This is a genomic window from Stenotrophomonas sp. 85239_Sma, from assembly GCF_056481725.1.
The window spans coordinates 4,615,672-4,642,327 of sequence record NZ_CM151163.1; the positions used below are offsets into that span (position 1 = coordinate 4,615,672).

Genomic DNA, 26,656 nt, shown 5'->3' on the forward strand with positions numbered 1-26,656 from the left:
CTGTTGGGCTGACAGGGACGAGCCGCCACGCACGGCTGCCGCGTGGGCAGCCGTGGGCATGCCGGCTTGCAGCGGCCGGCGGGGTGCGGGCAGGCGGCTCAGCGCTTGCCGCCCACTTCGATGAAGCGCAGGAACTCGGCGCGGGTACGCGCGTCGTCGCGGAAGCTGCCCAGCATCTTCGAGGTGACCATGCTGACGCCGCGCTTGTGGATGCCGCGGGTGGTCATGCATTCGTGGGCGCCTTCGACGACCACGCCGACACCGATCGGCTGCAGCACATCCTGGATGCACTGGGCGATCTGCGCGGTCATCTTCTCCTGCACCTGGAAACGGCGGGCGTAGGCTTCGACGACGCGGGCCAGCTTGCTGATGCCCACCACCTTGCCGGCCGGCAGGTAGCCGACGTGCACGCGGCCGATGATCGGCGCCATGTGGTGTTCGCAGTGGCTTTCGTACTCGATGTCGCGCAGGACGATCAGTTCGTCGTAGCCGGCCACTTCCTCGAAGGTCCGCTCCATGTAGGCGCGCGGGTCGTCGCGGTAACCGCTGAACCAGTCGCCATAGGCTTCGGCGACACGGCGGGGGGTATCCAGCAGGCCTTCGCGGGACGGGTCCTCACCGGCCCAGCGCAGCAGGATGCGCACGGCATCCTCGGCCTGGTCCTGGGTCACGTCGCCCTGCGGGGCGGCCTTTTCGTTGTTCTTGCTCATTGCGTACAGCGTCCCGAACGGGGGGCGAGCATCGTACCCGACCGGGGGGTGGGTCGTCCTGTTGGGACGGTTCATCGGGGGGTTCTTGCGGCGCCTCGTTGCTATCGGTTTGGAGGGGGAGAGGGGGCTGCGCAGGACACGCCGTGAACCCATCCCTGGGGGCTCGATGGCGCCATCCATGGCGCCAACGGTCCTGCGCAGCCCCCTCTCCCCCTCCCTGACGGTTTCCCGCGGGCGCGGCCGGACCGCCCGAAAGCGGGGGCAAAAGCGGGGGTTCATGACTTCGGAAGCAGCGCGCCACTGCTGTGCTGTCTTCTGCTTTGGTGGGTGCGGACCGTTGGTCCGCACTGCTTCTGCTCTTGCTTCCAAGAGCCAACCCACCGCGCTCGCGGGGTGATGGGAGGGCAGCGGGAGCCGGGCGGCAGGACCGTCCGCGGCATGGGCCCGAGGCATGCCTCGGGCGGGTTGGGCAGGACGCCCAACGGTCTTGCCGTGTGCGCAGGACGCGCACACGAGCAAGCCGCGGCCGAGCCCCCAAGGATGGGTTCACGGCGTGTCCTGCACCGTCCGGCCCCCGCTGCCCCACCCGACACCAGGCAGGCGCAACGCTTTCCTCATACATCCTACCCATTCAGAAAAACCATTGATAGGAATGAAATTAGTAGTATCCTATCTATCTCTTATGGACCGACCCCTCGACGAGCGCACCGTGCTGCAGATGCAGCTCAGCTCCGGCCTGCTGTACGCAGGGCGGCAGTGGCAGCGCCTGGCCGACAGCCGGCTCGGCAGCTACGGCATCTCCACCGCCTGCACCATGCCGCTGCTGATGATCGGCCGCTCCGGTGGTGGCATCCGCCAGGTCGCGCTGGCCCAGCAACTGGGCATGGAGGGGCCTTCGCTGGTGCGCCTGCTGGACAAGCTGTGCGCCAGCGGCCTGGTCCGCCGCGAGAGCGACGCCAGCGACCGCCGCGCCAACCTGCTGTGGCTGACCGACGCGGGACACGCGCTGGTCAGCGAGCTGGAAGACCAGTTGATCGGCCTGCGCCAGGATGTGTTCGGCGAGCTTTCCATGGATGAACTGCACGCCGTGCTGAAGGCATGGCGCCTGCTGGCCGAGGCTGCCGACCGCATCACGTAAGACCGCTGCCCCCGAATACCGCCGCTGCCGTGCACACGCCAGCGGCTTTTGCCCGTTGCTGTTGTTTTGTTGTTCCTCCCCTCCCCCCACATCGCCCCCGCCCCTACCGATGCCCGGTGAATTCAGTCTCCACGGAGTGTTCGTCCCGACCCTGCTCGGGTTGATGCTGCTGGCCTACCTGGTCAACAGCGGCCTGCACGCGCTGCTGCAGCGTGCCGGCGCCTATCGCCATGTATGGCACCCGGCGCTGTTCAACCTGGCGCTGTACGGAATCGTGCTGGGCCTGCTGTTCCACCTCCTGCGTTGGATGCAATCGTGAACAAGATCGTGAAGAAGACCCTGCCGGTGCTGCTCACCAGCGCAGCCGTGATCGTCGCCCTGCTGGTACTGCGCCAGCTATGGGTCTATTACATGGATGAGCCGTGGACCCGCGATGCTCATGTCGGCGCCGACGTGGTGCAGGTGGCGCCGGACGTGTCCGGGCTGGTGGAAACGGTGAGCGTGGCCGACAACCAGGCGGTGAAGAAGGGCGACCTGCTGTTCGTGGTCGACCGCGCCCGCTACCGCATTGCGCTGGAGCAGGCCCGCGCCAGCCTGGGCGAGCGCCAGGCCTCGGTGGCGCAGCTGCGCCGCGAGATCGGCCGTGACCGCAGCCTGCAGGACCTGGTTGCCGCCGAGGACGCCGAAGTGCGCCGCGCCAAGCTGCAGGCCGCACAGGCTGCGCTGGCCACCGCACAGGCCGCGGTCGACCTGGCCGAGCTCAACCTGGGCCGCACCGAGGTGCGCGCACCGGCCGATGGCCGGGTCAATGACCGCACCATGCGGGTGGGCGACTACGTGGTGGCCGGCAAGCCGGTGCTGGCGCTGCTGGATACCGGCTCGTTCCGCATTGATGGCTACTTCGAGGAAACCCGCCTGCGCGGCGTGGCGCCGGGGCAGCGCGTGGACATCCGCCTGATGGGCGAATCGACCCCGCTGCGCGGCCATGTCGAGAGCATCGCCGCCGGTATCGAGGACCGCTACCGCAGCAATGGCAGCACCCTGCTGCCGAACGTGACCCCGGCCTTCGACTGGGTGCGGCTGGCGCAGCGCATCCCGGTGCGCATCGCCATCGACGAGGTGCCCAAGGGCGTCGAGCTGATCGCCGGGCGCACCGCCACGGTGACCGTGGACACCGCCCAGCACCCGCACAACGACAAGGCCGGCACCGCGCCGACACAGGCGGGCCTGTGAACGCCGCCCTGCCCCGTCTCGGCCTGATCGTCGCGCTGGCCAGCCTGGCCGCGTGCAGGACCGTCGGCCCGGACTACGCCTTGCCGGAAGGCTCGGCGTTCAAGCGCCCGCAGGCCAATGCGGCCTTCATCGATACGCAGAACCCGCAGGTGGCCGCCAACCAGGCGCTGCCCGACCGCTGGTGGTCGCTGTACAACGACCCGGTGCTGGACGGCCTGATCACCCAGGCGTTGCGTGACAACGTGGAACTGAAGGCCGCCGATGCACACCTGCGTCGTGCGGCGGCGGTGTACGAGCAGGCGCTGGACGCCGGTGGCTTCGAGTACGAGGCCGAGGCCGGCGTCAGCCGCGCGCAGCTGTCGGCCGAATCGTTCCTGCAGGAGCACGAGCTGCCGGTGATCAACCTGGCCGATGGCAAGTTCGCGGTCAGCTACCAGTTCGACCTGTTCGGCAAGCTCAAGCGCGGCGCCGAAGCGGCGCGTGCCGACGAGCAGTCGGTTGCCGCTGCACGTGACCTGGCCCAGGTCAGCGTGGTCGCGCAGGTGGCCGACAGCTACCTGGAAATCTGCCACGCCAACCACGAGCTGCACGTGGCCGAGCATTCCCTGCAGTTGCAGCAGCGCAGCCGCACGGTCACCCAGCGTCTGATCGCGGCTGGCCGTGGCACCCCGCCGGAGCTGGCCCGCGCCAATGCCCAGGTAGCGCTGCTGGAAGCCGCACTGCCGCCGCTGCGCGCGCAGCGTTCGGCGGCCGCCTATTCGCTGGCCGCCCTGCTCGGGCAAACCCCGGGCCAGCTGCCGGCCGGGGTGATCGACTGTGCAGCTGCGCCCAACCTGGCGCAGCCGCTGCCGGTCGGTGATGGCCGCGCACTGCTGCAGCGCCGCCCGGACGTGCGCCAGGCCGAGCGCAAGCTGGCCTCGGCCACGGCGCGGATTGGTGTCGCCACCGCCGAGCTGTACCCGGACATCCGGCTGGGTGCCTCGCTCGGTGCCGCCGGCCTGCTCGAAGACTTCGGCACGCCGATGACCCAACAGTGGTCGATCGGCCCGCTGATCTCGTGGACGCTGCCGTCGTCGGGCACGCATGCGCGCATACACGCCGCCGAAGCCGGTGCCGATGCGGCCCTGGCCGAGTTCGACCACACCGTGCTGCAGGCGCTGCGTGAGACCCAGACCGCGCTGGACCGCTACGCGCAGGACCTGCGCCGGCTGCAGTCGCTGCGCACTGCGCAGGAACAGGCCGCGCTGGCCGCCGAGCAGAACCGCCGGCTGTACCAGGGCGGCCGCACGCCGTACCTGTCCAGCCTGGATGCCGACCGCAGCCTGGCCAGCAGCGATGCCACCCTGGCCGCCGCCGAAGCGCAGGTCTCGCGCGACCAGATCCACCTGTTCCTGGTGCTGGGTGGTGGCTGGCAGGCCAGCGCCGCCGCGCCCAACGCCTCGACCGCAGCGAAGTAAGCCATGAACGCGCTCACCGACCGCCAGGCCTGGCTGTTCTCGATCAAGACCTACCTGGCCGCGGTGGCCGCGCTGTACATCGCCATGGCCGGCAACCTGTCGCGCCCGTACTGGGCGATGGGCACGGTGTACATCGTCAGCCAGCCGCTGCTGGGCCCGACCCGCGCCAAGGGTGTGTACCGCATCGTCGGCACCCTGGTGGCCGGCCTGGCCACCCTGCTGGTGCTGCCGGCGCTGGTGGAGACGCCGCTGGTACTGAGCGCGGCCATGTCGATCTGGCTGGCCGGCTGCCTGTTCATGGCCCTGCTCAACCGCGGACCGCGTGGCTACGCGTTCCTGCTGGCCGGCTATACCACCGCCTTCATCGGCTTCCCGGCGGTGACCTCGCCGGAAACCATCTTCGACACGGTGGTGGCGCGCAGCGAGGAGATCATCCTCGGCACGGTGGTGGCGGTGCTGTTCGCCTCGCTGCTGTTCCCGGCCTCGGTACGCCCGATGCTGCGCGCGCGCATCGGCAACTGGATGGAGGACGCCGCACAGTGGTGCCGGCAGATCCTTGAACGTGGCCGCGCGCATGCGCCACGCAACCGGCTGGCCGCCGATCTGGTGCAGTTCGAGGCGCTGATCGAGTTCCTGCGCCGCGATGATCCACGCCACGCCGGTTCGGCGGTGTCGATGGAGCGCCTGCGCGAGCGCATGCTGCTGCTGTTGCCGGTGCTGTCGTCGATTGCCGACCGCCTGAGTGCGCTGCGCGGCGATGGCCAGGCTCTGCCGGAAGGACTGCCGGCACTGGTCGACGATATCCATGACTGGCTGGACGGGCCGACCAACGCCAGCGAGTACGCCCGCCTGCGCGCGCGCATCAGCGCACTGAAGCCGCAGGTGGACCGCGACCTGCAGCACCTGCAGCTGGCCAGCCTGCTGCTGCGCCTGGAGGAACTGGTGGACCTGTGGCAGGACTGCCGCACCCTGCAGCACGCAATCGACCACGGCACCGCGCCGCTGGACCGCGCGCACTACCGCATCCGCACCGAACGCGCGGCCGCCGACAAGCACGTCGACTACGGCATGGCGCTGTTCTCCGCGCTCAGTGCCGGCGTGGCGCTGATGAGCTACTGCGTGCTGTGGATCGCGCTGGGCTGGGAAGGTGGTGGCAACGGCGCGATGATGGCTGCGGTGACTGCCGCATTCTTCGCCGCACAGGATGACCCGGCACCGAGCATGGTGTCGTTCCTGGTGTGGGCGATGGTCGCCTCGGTGGTGGCCGGCGTGTACCTGTTCGGTGTGTTCCCGGCCGTGCACGATTTCGGCCTGCTGGCACTGGTGCTGGCGGTGGCGTTCCTGCCGCTGGGGCTGATGCTGCACCATCCGAAGAGCGCGCTGTTCGCACTGCCGCTGACGGTGAATCTGGCGGCGCTGCTGAGCCTGCAGAACACCTACAGCGCCAACATCCAGACCTTCCTCAATTCGTCGATCGCAATGTTCATCGGCATTGGCTTTGCGGTGGTGATGACCCGCCTGTTCCGTTCGGTCGGTGCCGAGTGGACCGCACGCCGCCTGGTGCGGCAGGGCTGGACCACGCTGGCCGAGGCCGCCGAAGGACGTGGCCAACAGGACCGCCAGCGCTTCGCCGCGCGCATGCTCGACCTGCTGGGCCTGCTCGCACCGCGCCTGGCAGCGACGCCGGAGGGCAGCGACATCGCGTCGGTGGACATGCTCAACGAGGCGCGCATTGGACTGAACATCCTGCAGCTGCGTCGCGCCCGGCTGGAACTGCCCGAGCGCAGCCGTGAAGCGGTCGAGCACATTCTTGAGGAGATCGCCGGGCATTACCGCCGGCAGATCGCCGCGCGCAAGCCGATCGTGGCGGCCGAGGCGCTGCGCGAGCGCCTGGATACCTCGCTGGGCCGGGTCGGCAGCGTGGCCGCCTGCAAGGCCCGCGATGAAGCACTGATGGGCCTGATCGGCCTGCGCTTCGCGCTGTTCCCCGAAGCAAAGGCATTGGCGCCAGGGTGGGCGATGAGTGCGGCCGCACAGCCGTAGCGCGATACCCTGTGCGTCCACAGACTCCGCGCAGGGGTCAGAGCCCTCTCCTGCGGAGAGGGATCCGACCCTGGCGCTGCAACAGGACGGTTCAATGAGTTACGACATGATGGTGTTCGAGGCCGGTGTGGCCCCGCGCGAGGCGGCGGCCTTCATCGCCTGGTTCGAGAAGCAGACCCAGTGGAACGAGCGCCACGAGTACGACGACCCGGCAGTCAGCAGTCCGGCACTGCAGGCGTGGTTCGCGGAGATGGCGCAGGAATTCCCGCCGTTGAACGGCCCATTGAGCAACGACGACGACGAACGTGCCGAGGTGACCGAATACAGCATCGGTAGTCAGGTGATCTACGGTGCGTTCGCGTACTCGGTGGCCGAGCGTGCGCACGGCCGCGTGCAGGACCTGGCCGAAAAGCACGGCGTGGGCTTCTTCGACGTGAGCGCCGATGAAGCCGCGATCGTATTCCCCGATGGGCTGGTATTGATCGCTGAATGACGCAGGGTCGGACCCTTCCGGAAGGGAGGGCTCTGACCCGGAGCATGCGTGCCTCGGCGACGGGGGTCAGAGCCCGTTCCCGTTGGGAACGGGATCCGACCCCGTGTCAGAACAGCGAGCCCTGCACCGTAGGCTGTTCGATGCGCGTCGGTGCTTCGGCCGCCGCTTCCGCGCCCAACCGCCAGGCCAGGCCACCGACGCGGCTGGCGTGGCGCTTCAGGGCGGCCTGCAGCACGTCAGTGCCGCCCGCCACGTGCAGGACCTGGCGAGCGCGGGTCATGCCGGTGTAGACCAGTTCGCGCGACAGCACGCGGCTGTCCTGGCGTGGCAACTGCAACCACACCTCGTCGAATTCCGATCCCTGTGCCTTGTGCACGGTCATCGCGAAGGCACTTTCGTGCGCAGGCAGTGCGGCCGGATGGAACGCGCGCGGCTGGTCGACGTTGTCGCCTGGGAACCAGGCCACCATCGCGCCGCTGCCATCACGCAGGCAGATGCCGATGTCGCCATTGAACAGGCGGTGCCGGTAGCTGTTCTCGGTGACCAGCAGCAGGCGGCCCTGGAAGTAGCCGGGGGTGTTGCCGGCCAGCAGCTGTTCGATGCGGCTGTTGAGCCCGCGCGCGCCCTGCGGGCCTTCGCGCAGGGCGGTCAGCACGCGCAGGCGTCCGGCCTGCTGCAGGGCCCGTACCGGATCGACGGCGTCGGCCAGTGCGCGCCAGTGGCCCAGCAGGTGCTCGCGCTGGCTACGCAGCGGATCGGCTTCGCCTTCGTGGAAACGCACGCCGGCCAGGTCACCACTGCGCAGCAGCTGCAGCACGGTGCTGCTGTCGCCCTCGCGCACGGCATGCGCCAAGGGGGCCAGGTCCAGCGCATCGCTCTGCCGGTAGCCGCGCTGCAGCTGCACGCGGCGCCCGGCGAAGGCGCGTGGCGCGGCCTGCGGCAGCAAGGTGCACGGCGCCAGCAGGCCGTGCAGCGCCTGCGCATCGTCGGCGCGGGTGCCGATGCCATCGCCACTGGCACGCAGGATCGCGCTGAGCACGTCGCCGGCCTCGACCGACGGCAGCTGATCGGGATCGCCGAGCAGGATCAGCCGGGTGCCGCTGGCGATCGCATCGACCAGCTTGGCCATCAGCGGCAGATCGATCATCGAGGCTTCGTCGACCACCACCACGTCCACCGGCAGCGGATTGTCGGCGTGGTGGCGGAAGCGCGGTGAATCGGGAATAACGCCGAGCAGGCGATGCAGGGTGGTGCCGGTACTGGGCAGTGCCGTGCACAGCGCCGGATCCAGTCCTTGTTCCTGCAGGCGCTGCACGGCCACGCGCAGGCTCTCGGCCATGCGTTCGGCGGCGCGACCGGTAGGCGCGGCCAGCGCCACTTCGGGCAGCGGCTGGCCGGCGTGCCGGGCCTGCGCGGCCAGCAGCAGCAACAGGCGCGCGATGGTGGTGGTCTTGCCGGTGCCGGGGCCGCCGGTGACCAGTGCCAGCGGATGGCGCAGGGTCACGCCGGCGGCGCGTGCCTGGTGATCTTCGCCGCCCAGTGCCTGCGGGAACAGCTGCGCGAACAACGGCGCCAACGCTGCCATGTCCGGCGCCGGCAGCGGATGCCGGCCGATGCGCTGCAGCCCAGCCGCCAGCTGGCGCTCGTACTCCCGATAGCGGCGCAGGTAGAGCAGGCCGTTCTCCAGCACCAGCGGCGCATCGTCGGCGATGGCATCGGCCTGCTCCGGCGTCGCCACCCACGGCGATGCGCGCAGCTGTGCCAGCCAGTCCTGCGCGGCAGGCCACTCAGACACGCCTTCCAGCAACCGCTGCGGTTGTGCCGGATCAAACCCGGCGTGGCCCTGCGACACCGCCAGCGAAGCGAGCGCAGCCGCCAGTGCCACACTCTCGGGCGTGTCGTCGCGCAGCCGCTGCAGGCTGGTTGCCAATGCATGGTCGAGGGTGCGCAGCAGGCCCTTCTGGTGCAGTTCTTTCAGCAGGCTCATGCGCTGGCTCCACGGGCACGCGCAGCCAGTTCGGCCTGGGCCTGCTCTCCACCGGCGAACAATGCGTCGAGTGCATCCACCAGCGCCAGCGGGAAGCGGTCCACATGCACGCCGTTGCCGGCAGCGTCCAGGCCGCGGCAGAACAGGTAGCGGATGCCGCCCATGTCGCGTTCATAGTCGTAGGCCGCGCCCAGGCGGAAACGCAGCCAGCGATGCAGGGCCACGGTATAGATCAGCGCCTGCAGGTCGTACTCGCTGTGACGCATGGCAATGGCCAGCAGGTCCGGGCTGTAGCCGGGCAGGCGGTTGGATTTGTAGTCGAGCACGTACCAGCGCCCGTCGCGCACGTAGGTCAGGTCGATCATGCCGGTCATCAGCCCTTCCAGGCGGCGGCGCTGGCCGAAGCCGCGGCGCGTGCTGGAAACCCCATGTGCATGCAGCACCTGCAGCAGCGCCGGTACCGTGGTTGGTTCGATGGCGAAGTGGAAGTCGATTTCCGCGCGGCGCTCGCCTTCACCCAGGCTGTGCAGCGCACCGCCTTCGGGCAGCGGCACGGTGAGCGTGTGGCCGACCAGCGGCACCAGCACCGCCACGCCATCGTCCAGATCGGCATCGGCATAGCCTTCGTCGTGCAACGCCTTGCGCAGCACCTCGGCTTGGCCCTCAGGGGCTTCCAGACCCGGCTTCCAGTCACTCCAGGCAGCGAAATCGACGTTCTCCATCGCTTCGTGCAGCACGTTGCCGAAGCGACTACCCATGAAGCGCGGGTCGACCGGTGTGCTCTCCTCGGCCGGCGCAGCGGGTTCCGGCAGCGCCGGCTCCAGCGGCAGTTCCGGGCCCGCGGGTTCGTCGGCGGCGGGCGCCGGCAGCTCGGTGGCGGCGGCCTCGATATCACTGCCGGCGCCCGCATCGGCATGCGCCAGCTGGGTGAAGCTGTATACCCACCAATCGTGCGGTACGCGCCGGGTCAGGGCACGCACTGCCGGAAGATCCCCTTCCACCTCGGCCGCCAGCTGCGGCAGCGCGACCGGAGCCTCGCTGTCATCGATGTGCACATCGGCGTGCGCGCGCAGCGCCTGCAGGTCACCCAGCAGCGGCGCCAGGCGCGTCTCGCCGAGCCCGGCCAGGTCACCCACCGCGATCCACAGCGCATGCTCGGCGCGGGTCAGGCCGACATACAGCAGGCGCGCATCCTCGGCGCGCTGCTCGCGCTCGCGCTGGGTACTTGCCGCAGCCCACGCATCGTCCTTGCCCAGCTTCCAGTGCAGCTGGCGCTGGCCACCGACGTGCACGGTGCAGTGCGAGGCCGTGTTCGGTGCGCCGCCGTCGATGCCGACGAACGGCAGGAACACCAGCGGGTACTCCAGGCCCTTGCTCTTGTGCAGCGTGATGATCTGCACGCGGCGTGCATCCGATTCCAGGCGCAGCAGCTGCTGCTCATCATCCTGGTCGGCGTTGGCCATCTGCCCCTGCAGCCAGTCCAGCAGGCCGTGCATGCCCAGCGCCTGCGCCGAGGCTTCCTGCAGCAGTTCGCCCAGCTGCAGGTAGTTGGTCAGGCGGCGCTCGCCGTCGATCAGCGCCAGCAGGCGCTCGCCCTGTGCGGCGCAGACATCGGCGATCACCGCGAACGGCCCGCCGCGCTGCCAGCGCTCGCGCCAATGCAGCAGCTGTGCCTGGAACCCGCGTTGCAGGTCGCCCTCGCGTTCCATCGCGGCGATCGCACTGGCACGTTGACCGAGCAATACCGTGGCCAGCGCTGCACGCAGGCGGCCTTCGTCAGCCGGCTGCAGCAGTGCCAGCAGCAGCGCGCGCAGATCACGCGCCTCGCTGGTCGCGAACAGGCTCTGCCTGCCGGCTGCCACCGCGGGAATGCCGACCGCAGCCAGCGCGCGCTGTACCTGGGTGGCCTCGCGATGCGAGCGCACCAGTACCGCGATATCACCCGGCTGCACGGGGCGCCCACGCAGCACGGCCTTGCCGGCCCTCGCATCGACCAGGGTCTGGTGGATCGCGGCCACGCTGGCCTGGGTAGCGGCTTCGCGCGAGGCGTCGGCGCTCATCGCCTTGTCACCCCCGCTACGCAGCACGCGCAGGGTGAGTGCCGCGGCGGCATGGCCATCGCGCTGGTAGTCCTCATCGGTGCGCACGCCACCGGGACGCACCGGCTCGAACTGGATGTCACGCTCGAGGAAGGCGTCTTCGCCACCGTTGTCGTACAGCGCCTGCAATGCACGCAGCACAGCCGGTCGCGAGCGGAAGTTCTGGTCCAGCACCGGCGCCTGCTGCGCCAGCTGCTTGGCCTTCAGGTAGGTGTGGATGTCGCCGCCACGGAACCCATAGATCGCCTGCTTGGGATCGCCGATCAGGAACAGCGCCGGTACCAGGCCGAGTTCGCGTACCTCCGGCGAATCGCCGAACACGCTGTGGAAGATGCCCCACTGGCGGTCGTCGGTATCCTGGAACTCGTCGACCAGCGCGATGCGGTACTGCGCGCGCAGCTGCTTCACCAGTGCCAGCCGCTGCGGGCCTTCCAGGGCCAGTGCCACGCCATCGATCAGGTCGTCGTAGGTCTGCACCCGGCGCGTGCGCTTCAGTGCCTGCAGGCGCTGCGTGGCTTCGTCGCGCAGGCGGTGCAGGAAGTTCAGTGCGGTGCCGCGCAACCAGGCATCACGTTCGGCGAGCAACGCGACATAGCGCGCCAGCGGCGCCTGCAACGGCGACGACGGCGTGCGATCGGCAAATTTCTTGTTGGTCTTGTCGGCCAGCACCTCCGGCAGCAGTGCCGGCAGGCGCTCGCTGGCCAGCAACTCGCGCGGATCGGCGCGCTCGGCCCAGCCCAGCAGCTGCCGGCCCAGCGGGTGCAGCCAGCCCAGCTTGTAGGACACCCCGTTGATCCACTTGTTGTCGACGGCATCGCAGAGGTCGATGAAGAACTGCTCGCCGTGCTCGCGCAGCGCCTCCTGCAGCTCGGCGGCGGTGGCCTGCAATGCCGGGTGTGGATCGGCCAGCGTCACTGGCTGTGGCAACGGGTGCAGTGGTGGCGCAGCCAGCAGCGCACGCAGATCGGCGGCCAGCGCATCCGGGTTGGGCCACAGCCAGGTCAGCGGTTCCAGCGTGGCTGCGTCGTTGGCGTGCACCCGCCAGAGATCGGCTGCCAGCTCCTCCAGCAGCTCACGGTCGCTGGCCAGCAGCTCCGGCGGGTCGAAGGTATGGCCGCTCTCCAGCGCATGCTCGCGCAGCACGCGGGTACAGAAACCGTGGATGGTGAAGATCGAAGCCAGGTCGATCTCGTCGGCCGCCACCTGCAGGCGGCGTTTCAAGGCGGCGGCGCTCTCGGTGCCGCCGTGCAGATGGCGCTGCAGCACGTCGCGGGTCAATTGCACGTCCGGTGCTTCACCCTCGGCCGGTTCCAGATCAACCAGGCGTGCGGCCAGCGCCAGGCGCTCGCGGATGCGCTTGCGCAGTTCCTGGGTGGCGGCATCGGTGAAGGTCACCGCCAGGATCTGGCCGATGCGCAGGCCCTGCTCCACCACCAGGCGGGTGAACAGCGTGGCCAGGGTGAAGGTCTTGCCGGTACCGGCGCTGGCCTCGATCAGCCGGATGCCATCCAGCGCCAGGGCCAGGTAGGGATCGCCCGCCATGCGCTGGGTTTCCTCATCCGCGAAGGCGGTGCTCATGCGCTGCCCTCCAGGCCGGCGTCGGCACCCAGCGTGCGGCCTTCGCGCACCGCGCTGAAGACCACCTGGCTGTTGCGTAGCAGGTCGGCATAGCCGGCGTCGGTGGCGAACGGGTCGGCACCGCGCAGCACCAGCTGCCAGGCGTCGCTGCTGGATTCCCCCCAGCTGCGATCGCTGCCGTGCCACTGCTTCCAGCCTTCGCTGCGCTGTTTTTCCGCCGGCGCGTTGTACAGCACCCAGCCGGTATACGGGGCAAAGCGCAGCGGCTCACGCAGGCCGCGTTGGCGCAGCTGCAGCAGTGCGCGCAGCGCGGCGCGTGCAGCGGGAACGCTCAGTGCCGGCAGCACATGCGGGCCGGGACCGGCATCGCCGCCATCGTGGAACTGCACCAGCGGCAACGCATCGCCGGCAGCGTTGGCCAGCAGCCAGTCCAGGCCCTGGCGGATCACCGCATTGCCATTGAGGGTGCCAGCGCGCAGGCGCACGAGGCCTTCGGGATGACGATCAGCCACGCGGCCGTGCAGGCGCACGCCATCGATCTCCACTTCATAGCGGCGGCTTTCCAGCGGTTCGCCCTGCATCCAGCCCAGCAATGCGCTGGCATACGGGCGGGTCTTCACTTGCTCCACCTCGAACTGGCGTTCGCCCAGAGGGCCCGACGGCAGCAGCCCGCGCGCGCGCAGCCGCGGATACAACGACTCGGTATCGCCACTGAGCGTGGCGCGCACCACCGCCGCCTGCACGCTGCGCTTTTCCGGGCCGCGCGAAGAGAGCACCAGCGGCTCCAGGTCATCGACCTCCTCGACATCGTCGGCCAGGCGCAGGCCCAGCGACTGCGCCAGGAACTGCCCGGCGGGGTCGCACAGGAAGCGGCGCAGGGTATCGAGTGCGACCTCGTCTTCCACCGCATCGTCGAGCGGCGGCGGCAACGGTGCGTCGAACCAGGGCTGCAGGCCGCCACGCTCGCCGATAAGGCGACCGGCGGCCGGATGCCACTGGCGGCGATAGCTGAAGCGGCGTGGATCGCCATCACCGAACGCCGCCGGCGAGAACGGCTGCAGTGCGTGGCGCACGGTGAAGTCACGGACCGCCGCAGTCGGATCAAGGTGATACGCAGCGGCGGCATCGATCAGTTCACTGACCAGCACCGACGGCTCACGCACGCTGCCATCGCGCGGGTCGGCACCGAGATAGCTCAGGTAGAACACCTCCTGCGCGGCGGCGAACAGCTGCAGGAACAGGAAGCGGTCGTCTTCGCGGGTGGAGCGGTCGCCCGGTCGGCGGCGCGGCGTGTCCAGCTCGGCAGTGAGCTGGTTGAGACCGGCAGCCGGATCACGGCGCGGGAAATCGCCATCATTGAGACCGAGCACGCAGATCACCCGGAACGGCAGCAGGCGCATCGGCACCATGCGGCCGAAGCTGATGCCACCGGTCAGCAGCGGCGCGCGCGTATCGGCCTCGCCCAGTGCGCCGGCGAAGTGCGCGCGCACGACCTCCGGCGGCACGCCGTCTTCGAAACCGGCCTTGGCGGCATCGTCGGCGAACTGGTTGAGCAGCTTGCGCAGGCGCTCCAGCGCACGCTGGCTGTTGGGCGAACTGGGCGCGGTCGGCAGCAGCGCGTCCAGCAGCGACAGCAGGCGTTGCCGCCACTGCGCCGGCGTCAGCAGTTCGCCGAGGCGGCGCTGGTAGACCGCCAGCACGCGCAACAGGCGCAGCAGCCGGTCCAGCGCCTCCAATGCGCCACCCTCCAGCTCGATCCACGGTGCGACACCGGCCAGGTCGGCCTCGCTGCCGGTCGCGTGACCGAGCACCAGGCGGTCCAGCGCGAACTGCCAGGTGTAGGCGTCGTCGGCCGGTGCCTGGTGCTGGTTGCGGTGCTTCGCATCCAGGCCCCAACGTGCACCCGCCTGCTGCAGCCAGCCATGCAGGCGGTCGAAGTCCACCGCCTCCAACCCGGCCGCTTCGGCCAGCGGCGCGCTGGCCAGCAGGTCCAGCACTTCATTCAGGCCAAAGCGCGAAACGGGCAGGCCCAGCAGGTGCACGAACACATCGGCCAGCGGCTCGCCCGCCAGCGGACTGCTGTCGGCCAGCGCATAGGGAATGTGCTCCTCCTCGCCGCCGCGACCGCCGAACACCGCTTCCAGGTACGGCACGTAGGGGTCGATGTCCGGCGCCAGCACCGCGATCTCGCGCGCCTGCAACGGCGGATCGAAGCGTGGGTCCTGCAGCAGGCTGCGCAGCTGGTCGTGCAGGACCTGCAGCTCGCGCAGGCGGGTATGGCAGGCATGCACCTGCAGGCTCGGGTCGTCGCGGCGCAGGCCGTCTCGCAGCTGCCCCGAAGGCAGCGCGCGGCGGTGGAACAGATCGCGCTGCAGGCGATGCAGCAGGCTGTCGGACAGGCCGCCTTCGTCCAGCGTCGGCCGGGTGTCGTCTTCCGGATCCGAATACGCTGCAATTTCGCCCGCCGGGTGCACCACCTCGTAACTACCCAGCACCGCCATGAAGTCGCGCCCGGCCGCACCCCAGGCTTCGAGCAGGCGGTTCTCACCGGCCGCTTCACCGAAGGGATCGGGCGCGCCGCTGCGCAGGCGCTCGGCCAGGGTCTGCAGGTCGCCCCAGTACGACTGCACCGGCGTGGGCATATAGAAGTGCAGCTCGCCCACCCGTGCCTGGGTGGCCATCACCCGCAGCACGTCGGGCGAGATGTTGAGCGTCGCGAACGCGGACATGCGCGGCGGCAGGCCCTGTGGCAACGGCTGGCCGGCACCTTCGAAGCGGTCCAGGTATTCCTGGATGCGGCGCGCACGGTAGTCGCAGCCATGGGTGATCGTGCGCCACAGGATCGCCTGCGGGTCGGCCGGATCGGCGCCGGCGGCCCATCGCAGCAGCCAGTCACGGCGCCAGGCCTGGTACTTCTCGAACACCGAGGCCAGTTCACCGGCCAGCGCCCACGGCTTCAGCGCGTCGCTGCCGGCAAGATAGGACTGCAGCGCGCGCATCGGAGGCTGCGCCAGCAGCGCCGGGTCGCGCAGTGCCCGGTACAGCTTCCAGTGCAGGCCCGCAGCGTCCAGGTCATCGCGTTCCCCCGGAACATTGGCGTTGAGGGCACGGGCGACAAACTCACCCGGGGTCAGGAACTCAAGATTGGCGGCCACGCCATACTCGGCAGCGAGTGTCGCTTGCAGCCAACGCCGCATCGCCACCTGCGGGATCAGCACAACCTCCGGCGCCAGCAATGGCTGGCCCGGAACCGGCGCACGCATGTTGCGCGCCAGCAGCGCGGCCAGCACGTCCAGGGAGTTGGAATGGTAGAGGCGGAAATCGCTGCCCGGGTCACTCATCATGCACAGTGTGCAGCACGGCAGGCAGTATTCAATGGCCGGCCCATCGCCAGTACGGATTGTTCCGGGCAGCCAGCCGATTGTCCCGGCCTGGCAAGGGTCTTGCCGTGCCACAATACTGGACCGTCCAGTCTGCTTATGTTCAGCCGACGGACCCGATCCTTCGATGTCTAAAAAACGTTAATGGTGCCCATGTCGGCTTCCACCTCCAGTCTGGTGCAGTTATCCAACGTCCGCATCGACCGGAGCGGGCGCACGATCCTGCGCGACGTGTCGCTGCAGGTGCCGAAGGGCAGCATCACTGCGGTGCTGGGTCCATCCGGCAGCGGCAAGTCGACCCTGCTGGCGGCACTGACCGGCGAACTGCGCCCGGTCGCCGGCGAAGTCACCCTGTTCGGCAAGCCGATTCCGCATGACAGCGGCGCGCTGCTGGAGATGCGCAAGAGCGTGGGTGTGCTGCTGCAGGGCAATGGCCTGCTGACCGACCTCACTGTGGCCGAAAACGTCGCGCTGCCGCTGCGTACGCATACCCGCCTGCCGACCGCCGTGCTGCGCCGGCTGGTGGAAACGAAGCTGCATGCGGTGGGCCTGCTGGCCGCGGCCGATGCCTGGCCGCGCGAGCTGTCCGGTGGCATGGCGCGCCGCGTGGCGCTGGCCCGCGCGCTGGCGCTGGACCCGCCGCTGATGATCTACGACGAGCCGCTGACCGGTCTGGACCCGATCGCCTCGGGGGTGATCATGAGCCTGATCCAGCGCCTCAACCACAGCCTGGGCCTGACCAGCATCATCGTCAGCCACCACGTGCACGAGACCCTGCCGATCTGCGACCAGGTGATCGCCATTGCCAATGGCGGCATCGTGTTCCAGGGCACGCCCGAGGCGCTGCAGTCCAGCCAGGACCCGCTGCTGCGGCAGTTCCTGCACGGCCAGCCCGATGGCCCCATTCCGTTCGATGCCGCGCCGCGCGCGAGGGTCGCCTGATGCCGTTCGTCCAAGCCACCCGCTCGCTGGGCCGCGCCGGCCTGTTCTCGCTGACCGTGCTGCGTGGTTCGCTGCCGACCGGTGACTTCCTGGCCGAGCTGACCCGCGAGATCTACAAGATCGGCGCGCGCTCGCTGCCGATCATCGCCGTCGGTGGTGCCTTCGTCGGCCTGGTGCTGACCCTGCAGGGCTATCGCACGCTGACCACCTTCGGTGCGGCCGACGCGCTGTCGACCCTGCTCGGCCTGTCGCTGTACCGCGAGCTGGCGCCGGTGCTGACCGCGCTGCTGTTCATCGGCCGCGCCGGCAGTTCGATTGCCGCCGAACTGGGCCTGATGCGTGCCACCGACCAGATCAAGGCGTTGGAACTGATGGCGATCGACCCGGTGGCCAAGGCTGTCGCGCCACGCTTCTGGGCGGCGGTGCTGACCGTGCCGCTGCTGACCGGCATCTTCTGCTCGCTGGCGATCAGCGCCAGCTACTTCGAAGCGGTGCACGTGCTGGGCCTGGACAATGGCGTGTTCTGGTCGGCGCTGCGCAACAGCGTCGATTTCTGGGATGACTTCGGCGTGGCGATGCTGAAGTCGGCGATCTTCGGCGGCACTGCCGCGCTGGTCGCCGCCTACGTTGGTTTCCATGCCGAGCCGACCATCGAGGGCACCTCGGTGGCGACCACCCGTGCGGTGGTCAATGCCTCGCTGCTGGTGCTGATGTTCAACTTCGTGCTGTCGGCAATGTTGTTCACCTAACCCCTCCACCGGCGGTGCGCAGGCGCGCGCGGCCACCACGACTCGATCAGGTAATCCACATGGCCATCCGCGGTCCCAGACTCGAATTCTCCGTCGGCGCCTTCCTGCTGCTGGCCCTGGCCTCGCTGATGGTGCTGGCCGTGGCCTCGACCAACCAGCGCTGGAGCTGGGGCAGCCAGGGCTACGAGCTGAAGGCGCGCTTCTCCCAGGTCGGCCAGCTGCGCAAGCAGGCGCCGGTGAAGATCGGTGGCGTCACTGTCGGCCAGGTCGCCTCGATCGACCTGGATCCGGTGAAGTTCGAATCCATCGTGACCCTGCGCATGGACAGCAAGGTCAAGGACCTGCCGGCGGACACCTCGGCCGGTATCTTCACCAGTGGTTTGCTGGGCGAGAGCTATATCGGTCTGCAGCCGGGCGGTGACCCGGACGTGCTCAAGGCCGGTGACGAGATCGTCTTCACCCAGCCAGCAGTCGACCTGATCCAGCTGGTCGGCAAGTACATGTTCAGTGGCGGCGCCGGTGGTGGCGCAGGCCAGAAGCCCAACGATGGCGCACAGGCGCCTGCAACGGAACCGCAACCATGAAGATGAAACTGATCCCGGCCCTGCTCGCCTCGACGCTGCTGCTGGCCACGCCGTTCCTCGCCCAGGCCCAGGCCGCCGCCCCCGCCGCAGCCGCGACGCAGGGCCAGGCCGGCAAGGTGGTGATCGATGCCAGCACGCGCATCCTCACCACCCTGCAGCAGCGCCGCAGCGAGTTCAGCAGCAACCCGGCCAGCCTGCGCAGCTACATCGACAGCGAACTGAACCGCACCTTCGATCGCGACTACGCCGCGCGCCTGGTGCTGGGCACGCACGCCCGCGGCGCCTCGGATGCCGACATCAAGCTGTTCGCCGATGCCATGGCCGACAGCCTGATGCAGCGCTACGGTTCGACCCTGCTCAACATCCAGGGCAAGCCGAGCTTCCGCCTGAAGGGTGAGAGCCCGCTGCCAGGCAACCGCGGCGTGCGCGTGAGCACCGAACTGGTGCGGGCCGGCAGCGAACCAACCCCGGTCGAGTACTGGATGCGCAACGTGAACGGCCAGTGGAAGATCTTCGACGTCAACATCGAAGGCATCTCCTACGTGCAGACCTTCCGCAACCAGTTCGATACCCCGCTGCGCCAGAAGGGCATCAAGCAGGTGGCCAGTGAACTGCACAGCGGCAGCATGCAGGCCGGGCCCGCGGGCAATGGCAAGTAACGCCCTGGCGCTGCTGGAAGGCGACGCCCTGCGCCTGCGCGGGGTGCTCGACCGTGCCGCGGTGATCGCGCTGTGGCCGCAACTGCAGGCCCTGCCGGCCAAGCTGGCGCGGCTGGAGCTGGGCGAAGTCGAGCGCGTGGACAGCGCCGGCCTGGCCCTGCTGGCCGAACTGGCGGCCCGTGCACGCAAGGCCGGCCATACGCTGGCCATTTCCGGCGCGCCAGCCGGTTACAACGAGCTGAGCGCAGCCTACCGGCTGTCGCCCGACCTGGATTTCAACGCTACTTCTGCTGCGAGCTGACATGAACGTCGTACGCACTTTCCCCCTGATCCTCCTGGCCACCGCCCTGACCGCCTGTGCCGGCAAGCCCGCGCGCAGCGATGCTCCGGTCGCCAGCACCATGGTCGCGCCCAGCCCGGCTGCCGAAGCACCCGCCGCAACGGCCGATACCGGCGTGGTCGACGCTGCTCCGGTCGCTCCCGTGGCCACCCCTCCGGCACCCGCCGCGTCGTCGCCGACGGCTGCGGCACAGGGTGCAGAGGACGGCACCCCGAAGACCGCAGCGTCCACCGCCGCCGATGGCGACGATGATTTCGACGCCCTGTATGGCGGCACCGGCAACACCGGCAGTGCTGCCGCCTACGATCCGTGGGAACCGTTCAACCGCAAGGTCCACGCGTTCAACAATGCGGTCGACCGCGGGGTGGCCCGCCCGCTGGCCACCGCCTATACCCATGTGGTGCCGCGCTTCGCGCGTACCGGCGTCAGCAACTTCTTCAGCAACCTGCGCGCGCCGGTGACCATCACCAACCAGCTGCTGCAGGGCCGCGGAGCCGACGCGTGGGACACCCTCGGCCGCTTCCTGATGAACAGCACGCTGGGCATCGGTGGCCTGTTCGATCCGGCCAGCAAGGCGATGGTGCCGCGTCGCAATGAGGACTTCGGCCAGACCCTCGGCGCCTGGGGCTGGCGGCGTTCGCGCTACGTGGAACTGCCGTTCTTCGGTCCGCGTACCGTGCGCGATGTGTTCGGCCTGGCCGGTGACATCCCGTTGTCGCCGATTCGCCGCATCGAAGAGGACAAGATCCGCATCGGCCTGCAGGGCCTGCAGCTGGTCGACACCCGTGCGCAGCTGCTGGCGATCGACGATCTGCGTGACACCGCCGTGGACGAATACTCGCTGGTACGCGATGCCTGGATGCAGCGGCGCAACTACCAGATCGAGAACGATCTGCGCAGCAAGCGCGACCGCGGCCACGATGATGCCAACTCGCCGATCCCGGTCGATGCGATGCCGATGCCGCAGTGGACCCACTGAGCCAGCGCATCAATGCATGAAAAACCCCGCCTCGGCGGGGTTTTTCTTTTTCAGCAAGGTGCTTTTCCGGTAGGTACCACCTTGGTGGGCACGCGCTCCTCAGGCAGCCAGCGCGGCCTCGATGGCTTCACGCAGGCGCGCGTCATCGGCAGCCACGTCCGGGGCAAAGCGCGCGATGACCTGGCCGTCGCGGCCGACCAGGAACTTCTCGAAGTTCCACAGCACCGCCGGTGCCGGATGGATCGGGATCTCCTTGCTGGCCAGGCGCTCACGCAGCGGGCCTTCGCCGATCGACTGCGGCTGGGCGGCGGTCAGCTGCTGGTACAGCGGATGGGTGTCGTCACCGGCCACGCTGATCTTGGAGAACATCGGGAAGCTGACGTCGTAGGTAAGCTGGCAGAACTGCTGGATCTCGGCCTCGCTGCCCGGCTCCTGGCCGAGGAAGTTGTTGGCGGGGAAGCCCAGTACTTCCAGGCCCTGCGCGTGCTTTTCCGCATACAGCGCCTGCAGGCCTTCGTACTGCGGGGTCAGGCCACACTTGGAAGCGACGTTGACCAGCAGCAGCACCTTGCCCTGGTAGTCGGCAAGCGAGGACGGCTGGCCGTCGATGGTGGTGAGGGAAATGTCCTGGATCGGGGTGCTCACGCGGGGGCTCCGGCAACAGCGGGGAATGGCCCACCAGCATAGCGCCGCGCGATGCCGGTAGTGCCGGCCGCTGGCCGGCAAAGGTGCGATCGTTCGCAAGGGTTCATGAGGATGCCGGCCAGCGGCCGGCACTACGATCAATCCACGCAGATCGTGCCCTGCGCCTTGCCGTCGTCGATGCGCTGGCGGCAACCGAAGTTCTGGCGCACATCGCGCTGGCAGGTACCGGTGGCGGCACTGCCGACGGCCACTTCGCCCGTGGCCAGGCACTGGCCGGTGCAGTCACTCCTGCGGCTGCAGGCCTTGCCGGCGTCGGCATAGGGAATCACGCACTGCTCGCGCTGCAGCCGGCCAAGCCGCTGCAGGGTGCCGCCGGCTGCCTGGCAGTCGACGTCGCGCGCTTCGCGGTACGCTTCGGCCGCTTCGGGGCTGGTGGCTGCGGCAGGTGCCGCCGCCGTATCGGCGGCCGGTGGTGCGCTGCTGCAGGCGGCAAGCAGCGCGGTCAGGACAAGGCTGGTGAAGCGGCGCAGGCGCATGACGATACCTGATCGAAGCGGACAGGCCGCCAGCATACGCATCGGCGATGCAGGCGGCGTGTCAGCGTGGCTCAGGCCTCGTCGCCGTCACTGCCTTCCTCTGCTGGCAGCGCGTCCGGCAGCAACTGGCGGCTCTGCTCAACCGGCAGCGACTCGACATCCCTCAGCTTGCGGGCGATCGCGCGGGTGCGCACCCCGGTCTGGTCGATCTGCTTGCTGGCCTGGTCCAGCTTGGCCTTCACGTTGTCCAGCACATCGCCGAACTTGCCGAATTCGGTCTTCACCGCACCCAGCAGGCTCCATACCTCGCTGGAGCGCTTCTCGATGGCCAGTGTGCGGAAACCCATCTGCAGGCTGTTGAGCAGCGCGGTGATCGTGGTCGGCCCGGCGACCACCACGCGGTGGTCACGCTGCAGCAGATCGACCAGGCCGGGGCGCCGGATCACCTCGGCATACAGGCCTTCGGTGGGCAGGAACATCACTGCGAAGTCGGTGGTGTGCGGCGGCACGATGTACTTCTCGCAGATCGACTTGGCCTGGACCTTCACCGCACGCTCCAGCTGCGCACCCTGCACGCGTACCAGTTCGGCGTCGCCCTGCTCCTGTGCGTCCAGCAGGCGCTCGTAGTCTTCGCGAGGGAACTTGGAGTCGATCGGCAGCCACACCGGCGTGTCATCGCTGCTGCGGCCCGGCAGGCGCACGGCGATATCGACCATCTCGCCACTATCCGGGCGTACCTTCACCCCGCGCGCATACTGCTCCTGGATCAGGGTCTGCTCGAGGATGTTCTCCAGCTGTACTTCACCCCAGCTGCCGCGCGTCTTGACGTTGGTCAGCACGCGCTTGAGGTCGCCCACGCCGGTGGCCAGCTGCTGCATCTCGCCAAGGCCGCGCTGCACCTGTTCCAGGCGCTCCGAGACCAGTTTGAAGGACTGGCCCAGGCGTGTTTCCAGCGTCGACTGCAACTTCTCATCCACCGTCACGCGCATCTGTTCCAGCTTCTGCGCATTGTCGCTCTGCAGCGCGCGCAGCTGTTCTTCCAGCGTCGTGCGCATCTCGGCGATGCGCTGCTCGTTGCGTTGGGTCAGTTCCTGCAGGCGCAGGCCCAGGCTTTCGGTCAGGCGCTGCTGCGACTGCGCGCCCTCCTCGCGGCCCTTGCGTGCATCGTCCACCAGGGTCTGCCGCAGCGCGCCGAGCTGGGTATCGGTACGCCCGGTGAGCTCCTGCAGCTGCTGGCCAAAGGCATGGATGCGGGCTTCCTGCTGCTGGCCGAAGGTCTCCAGCTGGCCGCGCAGTTCCTGCAGCCGCTGTCCCATCAACGCCGCGCCCCGCTGCTGGCTCTCGGCCGCTTCGGCGCGCGCCTTTCGGGCATCTTCGCCCAGCGCTTCGCGCAGCAGGTCCAGGCGCTGGTCGGTGCGGGTGGACAGATCGGTCAGCGCGCGGGCGAAGCCATCGAGCTGTTCGCGCAGCTCGCTGCGCCCGGCCCGCGCCTCCTCGCGCACCGCCTGTTCCAGGCGGTCATGCGGCGGGCGGCGCAGCAGGGCGACCAGCTGCAGGATGAGCACGGCCAATAGAAGGCCGCCAATGAGCAGATATTCGGTTTGCATGGGGGAAGTGTAGGCTGGCCGAGTCTCAGCTGCTGCGTCAGGAACATGCTCGCTCTGTACGGAAAGCCCACCTCCATCAACGTACGCAAGGTGCTGTGGCTGTGCGCCGGGCTCGACCTGTCACTTCACCACGAACCAGAACCGCCGGCGGGCCTGCTGGCCACACTGAACCCGAACCGTCAGGTGCCGGTGCTGCGTGATGGGGACTTCGTGCTGTGGGAGTCCAACAGCATCTGTCGCTACCTGGCAGCGCGCGCCGGCCGCGACGACCTGTTGCCCGGTCAAGCCCAGGACCGGGCCCGGGTGGAGCAGTGGATGGACTGGCAGGCAAGCGACCTCAACAGCGCGTGGCGCCACGTGTTCATGGCGCGCGTGCGCCAGCACCCGGACTACCCCGACGATGCCCGCGCCGAAGCCAGCCTGGCGCAGTGGAATCGGCTGATGGCTGTCCTTGATGCGCGGCTGGCCACGACCGACGGCTACGTGGCAGGCAACGCCTTCACCCTGGCCGATATCGTGCTCGGGCTGTCGACCCAACGCTGGCGCAGCACGCCTGGCAACAAGCCCGTGCTGCCACACCTCGCGGCGTGGTTCGAAGGCCTGCGGCAGCAGCCGGGTTTCGCCGAGCACGTCGACAACGGCGTGGCCTGAGGCAGGGGTCAGATCCCTTTCCCGGGGAAAAGGGATCTGACCCCAAGGGCACGGGAACAGCCGGTGTTACCAGCCTTCCAGCACGATCTTGCCCTTGGCGCGATGGCTTTCCAGCAGCGCATGGGCACGCCGCAGGTTGGCGGCGTCGATGCGGCCGAAGTGCTCGCCCAGCGTGGTCTGCAGCACGCCCGTGTCGATCAGCTCGGCCACGCGGTTCAACAGGTCGTGCTGGCGCTGCATGTCGGCGGTGCGGTACAGCGGCCGGGTGAACATCGACTCCCAGTGCAGGGACAACGCCTTGCGCTTGAGCGCCATCACGTCCACCTGGCCAGGATCGTCGATCAGCCCCAGCTGGCCCTGCGGCGCCAGCAGTTCCACGATCTGCGCGTAGTGCTGGTCGGAATGGGTCAGGCTGGCCACGTGCTGCACCTCGCTGATGCCGAGCCGCGCCAGGCCCTCGGCCAACGGCAGGCTGTGGTCGATCACATGGTGCGCGCCCATCGCATACACCCAGTCCTGGGTATCCGGACGCGAGGCGGTGCCGATCACGGTCAGCTTGGTCAACTTCCGCGCCAGCTGTACCAGGATCGAACCAACGCCGCCGGCAGCACCGATCACCAGCAGGGTCTGGCCTTCACCACCGCCCTCGGCAATGCGCAGGCGGTCGAACAGCAGCTCCCAGGCGGTGATCGCGGTCAGCGGCAGCGCGGCGGCGGCGGCATCGTCAAGGCGGGCCGGCTTGCGGCCCACGCTGCGCTCATCCACCAGCTGGTACTCGGCATTGCTGCCCGGGCGATCGATGACGCCAGCGTAGTAGACCGCGTCGCCAGGCTGGAACAGGGTCACCTCGCTGCCCACCGCATCGACGATGCCGACCGCATCCCAGCCCAGCACGCGCGGGCCGTCGGTGGCCACGCCACGGCGGACCTTGGTGTCGACCGGGTTCACCGCCACCGCGCGTACCGCCACCCGCAGGTCGCGCGGGCCGGGTTGTGGCAGATCCAGGTCGATATCGATCAAGGCCTGGGGATCATCGATCGGCAGGCCGGCGTGGGTGTAGGCAATGGCGCGCATGGCAGCGGTCCAGGGGGAAGGAGACGACAGGTTGCGCCGCGCACGATCCGGCAAAAAGGCGCAGAATCGGTCAGCACTTTCACTCCAGCAATGAAAATGATCCGTTTCGACGACCTGCAGCTGTTCGTCCGCACTGCCGCGCTGGGCAGCTTCTCGCAGGCGGCCCGCGAGGCCGATCTGCTGCCCGGCCAGGTTGCCGCAGCGGTGGCGCGGCTGGAACGCGAGCTGGACCTGCGCCTGTTCGTGCGCACCACCCGCAGCCTGCGCCTGACCGGTGAGGGTGCGCTGTACCTGCCGTATGCACAGGAGGTACTGGCGACCCTGCGCGAGGGCCAGGCCCGCGTGCAGGGCGATGACGCCGAACTGCACGGCACCCTGCAGCTGTCGGCGCCGTCGGACTTCGGCCGCAACCTGCTGCTGCCGTGGCTGAGCGCGTTCCGCGCGGCGCATCCACGGCTGCGCCTGCACCTGCGCCTGTCCGACGAGGTCGCCGACGTGTTCCGCGACCCGGTCGACGTGGCCATCCGCATCGGCCACTTCGACGACGCCAACTACGTCGCCCTGCCGCTGCTGGAAGGCAACCGGCGCGTGCTGGCCGCCTCGCCCGGCTATCTGCGCCGGCGTGGCACTCCCACGCGCCTGGAGGATCTGCGCGAGCACGACTGCCTGGTCTATCAACTCAATGGCCGCGCCTACGATCGCTGGTCGTTCGAGGTCGACGGGCGCCGCAGCGTGATTCCGGTGCGCGGCCCGCTGGTCTGCGACGATGCCGACGTGGTGCGGCGCTGGGCGGTGGCCGGCGAAGGCATCACCTACAAGTCCTGGCTGGACCTGCGCGAGGACGTGCAGGCCGGGCGCCTGCAGCTGCTGCTCGACGGTGTTGGCAGCAGCATTCCGTTGCAGCTGGTGTGCCCGCACCGCAAGCAGTTCTCGCCGGCCGTGCGGCAACTGCACGCGCAGCTGCGCCAGCACCTGCAACCGCTGCTGTCTGGCATGCCTGATGGCGTTGCCCGCCCCCTGTCGCCAACTGCGGCGCTGGCCGACAATGGCGGCCCCCCGTGACAAGAGAACACCGCCATGCCGTGGATGGGCATCCAGGACCTGTGGACGTTTCTGGTCGCCGTGCTGGTGTTCCTCGCCCTGCCGGGCCCCGGCACCTTCACCCTGCTGACCGCCACCGGCCGCGGCGGCGTGCGTGGCGGCTACACCGCGCTGGCCGGCCTGCTGGTCGGCGACCAGATCCTGATGTGGCTCGCCTTGGCCGGCGTGGCTGCGCTGCTCAAGGCCAACCCACTGGTATTCCACGCGGTGCAGTACCTCGGCGCGGCCTACCTGGTGTGGGTGGGCATCAGCCTGCTGCGCACGCCCAAGCACGAGGGTAGCGACGCCGGCCCGATCCGCATGCAGCCGGGCCGCTACTTCCAGCAGGCGATCCTGGTCAGCCTGCTCAACCCGAAGGCGATTTTGTTCTACATGGCCTTCCTGCCATTGTTCATCGATCCCAAGGCACACCAGGGCATCGCCACCTTCGCCGCGCTGGCCGGCATCATCCTGGTGGTCAGCATCGCCTACTGCTCGATGCTGATCGGCGTAGGCAACCTGGCCCGCCGCCGGCTGATCCAGCACCCGCGGATCAGTGACGCGCTGCGCCGCGTGGCCGGGCTGTTCCTGGTGGGGTTCGGCATCCGCTTGGGGCTGAACGGGTGACATCCTGACCGTCGGCCAGCCCGGAGGCCCGGCAGGAAGATGGCTGCCGCTGGCCCGGCAAGGAA

The 26,656-nt window shown here is 69.0% G+C and carries 23 protein-coding genes; 15 read left to right on the forward strand and 8 right to left on the reverse strand.

The annotated features are described in order from the left end of the window. Window positions 1-98: 98 nt before the first annotated feature. Window positions 99-710: a GTP cyclohydrolase I FolE gene (folE, locus tag ACYKG1_RS21400; protein WP_008267997.1), complete on the reverse strand. Its 612-nt coding sequence runs from the start codon at window positions 708-710 to the stop codon at window positions 99-101. Between the two features lie 682 nt (window positions 711-1,392). Between folE and ACYKG1_RS21405 the strand changes: the two genes are divergently transcribed. From ACYKG1_RS21405 to ACYKG1_RS21430, 6 genes are all read left to right on the forward strand, one after another. Next, window positions 1,393-1,848 (forward strand): MarR family winged helix-turn-helix transcriptional regulator, encoded by a 456-nt coding sequence (locus ACYKG1_RS21405; protein WP_087924082.1) that lies wholly within the window; start codon window positions 1,393-1,395, stop codon window positions 1,846-1,848. Between the two features lie 109 nt (window positions 1,849-1,957). After that, a complete protein-coding gene (locus ACYKG1_RS21410; RefSeq protein ID WP_010487502.1) occupies window positions 1,958-2,167 on the forward strand; it encodes a DUF1656 domain-containing protein in 210 nt (69 codons plus the stop codon). Continuing rightward, entirely contained in the window at window positions 2,164-3,081 is a 918-nt protein-coding gene (locus ACYKG1_RS21415; RefSeq protein ID WP_162292092.1) for an efflux RND transporter periplasmic adaptor subunit, read from the forward strand. Before ACYKG1_RS21410 ends, ACYKG1_RS21415 begins: the two co-directional genes overlap by 4 nt. Next, window positions 3,078-4,538: an efflux transporter outer membrane subunit gene (locus ACYKG1_RS21420; protein ID WP_478471370.1), complete on the forward strand. Its 1,461-nt coding sequence runs from the start codon at window positions 3,078-3,080 to the stop codon at window positions 4,536-4,538. Before ACYKG1_RS21415 ends, ACYKG1_RS21420 begins: the two co-directional genes overlap by 4 nt. A 3-nt stretch (window positions 4,539-4,541) precedes the next feature. Next, the gene (locus ACYKG1_RS21425) at window positions 4,542-6,581 is read left to right on the forward strand and encodes an FUSC family protein (RefSeq protein WP_262084134.1); all 2,040 of its coding nucleotides are present in this window, start codon (window positions 4,542-4,544) and stop codon (window positions 6,579-6,581) included. A 94-nt stretch (window positions 6,582-6,675) separates the two neighbouring features. After that, window positions 6,676-7,074, forward strand: coding sequence for a hypothetical protein (locus tag ACYKG1_RS21430; RefSeq protein WP_100475132.1), 399 nt, complete (start codon window positions 6,676-6,678; stop codon window positions 7,072-7,074). A 106-nt stretch (window positions 7,075-7,180) separates the two neighbouring features. On the opposite strand, the gene recD is transcribed toward ACYKG1_RS21430, so the two are convergent. Genes recD through recC form a run of 3 tightly spaced genes read right to left on the reverse strand, consistent with a single transcriptional unit; the run spans window position 7,181 to window position 16,082 of the window. Next, a complete protein-coding gene (gene recD, locus ACYKG1_RS21435; protein ID WP_478471373.1) occupies window positions 7,181-9,061 on the reverse strand; it encodes an exodeoxyribonuclease V subunit alpha in 1,881 nt (626 codons plus the stop codon). Further along, window positions 9,058-12,738: an exodeoxyribonuclease V subunit beta gene (gene recB / locus ACYKG1_RS21440; protein WP_478471374.1), complete on the reverse strand. Its 3,681-nt coding sequence runs from the start codon at window positions 12,736-12,738 to the stop codon at window positions 9,058-9,060. The genes recD and recB overlap by 4 nt, the downstream gene beginning before the upstream one ends. Further along, complete coding sequence (gene recC / locus ACYKG1_RS21445; protein WP_478471376.1) at window positions 12,735-16,082, reverse strand: exodeoxyribonuclease V subunit gamma; 3,348 nt, start codon at window positions 16,080-16,082, stop codon at window positions 12,735-12,737. Before recC ends, recB begins: the two co-directional genes overlap by 4 nt. A 189-nt stretch (window positions 16,083-16,271) precedes the next feature. Here recC and ACYKG1_RS21450 point away from each other — a divergent pair, with 189 nt between their 5' ends. The 6 genes from ACYKG1_RS21450 to ACYKG1_RS21475 are packed head-to-tail and all read left to right on the forward strand — an operon-like array spanning window position 16,272 to window position 20,371. Further along, on the forward strand, window positions 16,272-17,060 hold the full coding sequence (locus ACYKG1_RS21450; protein WP_478471378.1) for an ABC transporter ATP-binding protein: 789 nt from the start codon (window positions 16,272-16,274) through the stop codon (window positions 17,058-17,060). After that, entirely contained in the window at window positions 17,060-17,809 is a 750-nt protein-coding gene (locus ACYKG1_RS21455; RefSeq protein WP_100475128.1) for an MlaE family lipid ABC transporter permease subunit, read from the forward strand. Before ACYKG1_RS21450 ends, ACYKG1_RS21455 begins: the two co-directional genes overlap by 1 nt. 59 nt (window positions 17,810-17,868) lie before the next feature. Further along, window positions 17,869-18,393: an outer membrane lipid asymmetry maintenance protein MlaD gene (mlaD, locus tag ACYKG1_RS21460; protein WP_014039020.1), complete on the forward strand. Its 525-nt coding sequence runs from the start codon at window positions 17,869-17,871 to the stop codon at window positions 18,391-18,393. After that, complete coding sequence (locus tag ACYKG1_RS21465; RefSeq protein ID WP_100475127.1) at window positions 18,390-19,052, forward strand: MlaC/ttg2D family ABC transporter substrate-binding protein; 663 nt, start codon at window positions 18,390-18,392, stop codon at window positions 19,050-19,052. Before mlaD ends, ACYKG1_RS21465 begins: the two co-directional genes overlap by 4 nt. Then, on the forward strand, window positions 19,042-19,353 hold the full coding sequence (locus ACYKG1_RS21470; RefSeq protein ID WP_100475126.1) for an STAS domain-containing protein: 312 nt from the start codon (window positions 19,042-19,044) through the stop codon (window positions 19,351-19,353). Before ACYKG1_RS21465 ends, ACYKG1_RS21470 begins: the two co-directional genes overlap by 11 nt. Window position 19,354: 1 nt before the next feature. Then, on the forward strand, window positions 19,355-20,371 hold the full coding sequence (locus tag ACYKG1_RS21475) for an MlaA family lipoprotein (RefSeq protein WP_478471381.1): 1,017 nt from the start codon (window positions 19,355-19,357) through the stop codon (window positions 20,369-20,371). Between the two features lie 99 nt (window positions 20,372-20,470). Here ACYKG1_RS21475 and ACYKG1_RS21480 read toward each other — a convergent pair whose 3' ends face one another. From ACYKG1_RS21480 to ACYKG1_RS21490, 3 genes are all read right to left on the reverse strand, one after another. Further along, a complete protein-coding gene (locus tag ACYKG1_RS21480; protein ID WP_262084127.1) occupies window positions 20,471-21,016 on the reverse strand; it encodes a glutathione peroxidase in 546 nt (181 codons plus the stop codon). Window positions 21,017-21,153: 137 nt separating this feature from the next. Further along, window positions 21,154-21,552 carry a hypothetical protein gene (locus tag ACYKG1_RS21485; RefSeq protein ID WP_100475123.1) on the reverse strand — a complete coding sequence of 133 codons (399 nt, stop codon included), beginning with the start codon at window positions 21,550-21,552 and terminating at the stop codon, window positions 21,154-21,156. A 71-nt stretch (window positions 21,553-21,623) separates the two neighbouring features. Continuing rightward, window positions 21,624-23,159, reverse strand: a complete 1,536-nt coding sequence (locus tag ACYKG1_RS21490; protein WP_049400349.1) for a DNA recombination protein RmuC — start codon at window positions 23,157-23,159, stop codon at window positions 21,624-21,626. A gap of 45 nt (window positions 23,160-23,204) precedes the next feature. On the opposite strand from ACYKG1_RS21490, the gene ACYKG1_RS21495 reads away from it, so the two are divergent. Next, entirely contained in the window at window positions 23,205-23,810 is a 606-nt protein-coding gene (locus ACYKG1_RS21495; protein WP_478471383.1) for a glutathione S-transferase family protein, read from the forward strand. Window positions 23,811-23,876: 66 nt separating this feature from the next. Here the strand turns inward: ACYKG1_RS21495 and ACYKG1_RS21500 are convergent, their stop codons facing one another. Then, window positions 23,877-24,884, reverse strand: a complete 1,008-nt coding sequence (locus ACYKG1_RS21500) for a zinc-binding alcohol dehydrogenase family protein (RefSeq protein ID WP_262227369.1) — start codon at window positions 24,882-24,884, stop codon at window positions 23,877-23,879. Between the two features lie 90 nt (window positions 24,885-24,974). Here ACYKG1_RS21500 and ACYKG1_RS21505 point away from each other — a divergent pair, with 90 nt between their 5' ends. Together ACYKG1_RS21505 and leuE are read left to right on the forward strand one after the other, a co-directional pair. After that, window positions 24,975-25,946, forward strand: coding sequence for a LysR family transcriptional regulator (locus ACYKG1_RS21505; RefSeq protein ID WP_262084124.1), 972 nt, complete (start codon window positions 24,975-24,977; stop codon window positions 25,944-25,946). A gap of 15 nt (window positions 25,947-25,961) precedes the next feature. Further along, entirely contained in the window at window positions 25,962-26,591 is a 630-nt protein-coding gene (gene leuE / locus ACYKG1_RS21510) for a leucine efflux protein LeuE (protein WP_262084123.1), read from the forward strand. Window positions 26,592-26,656: the final 65 nt, after the last annotated feature.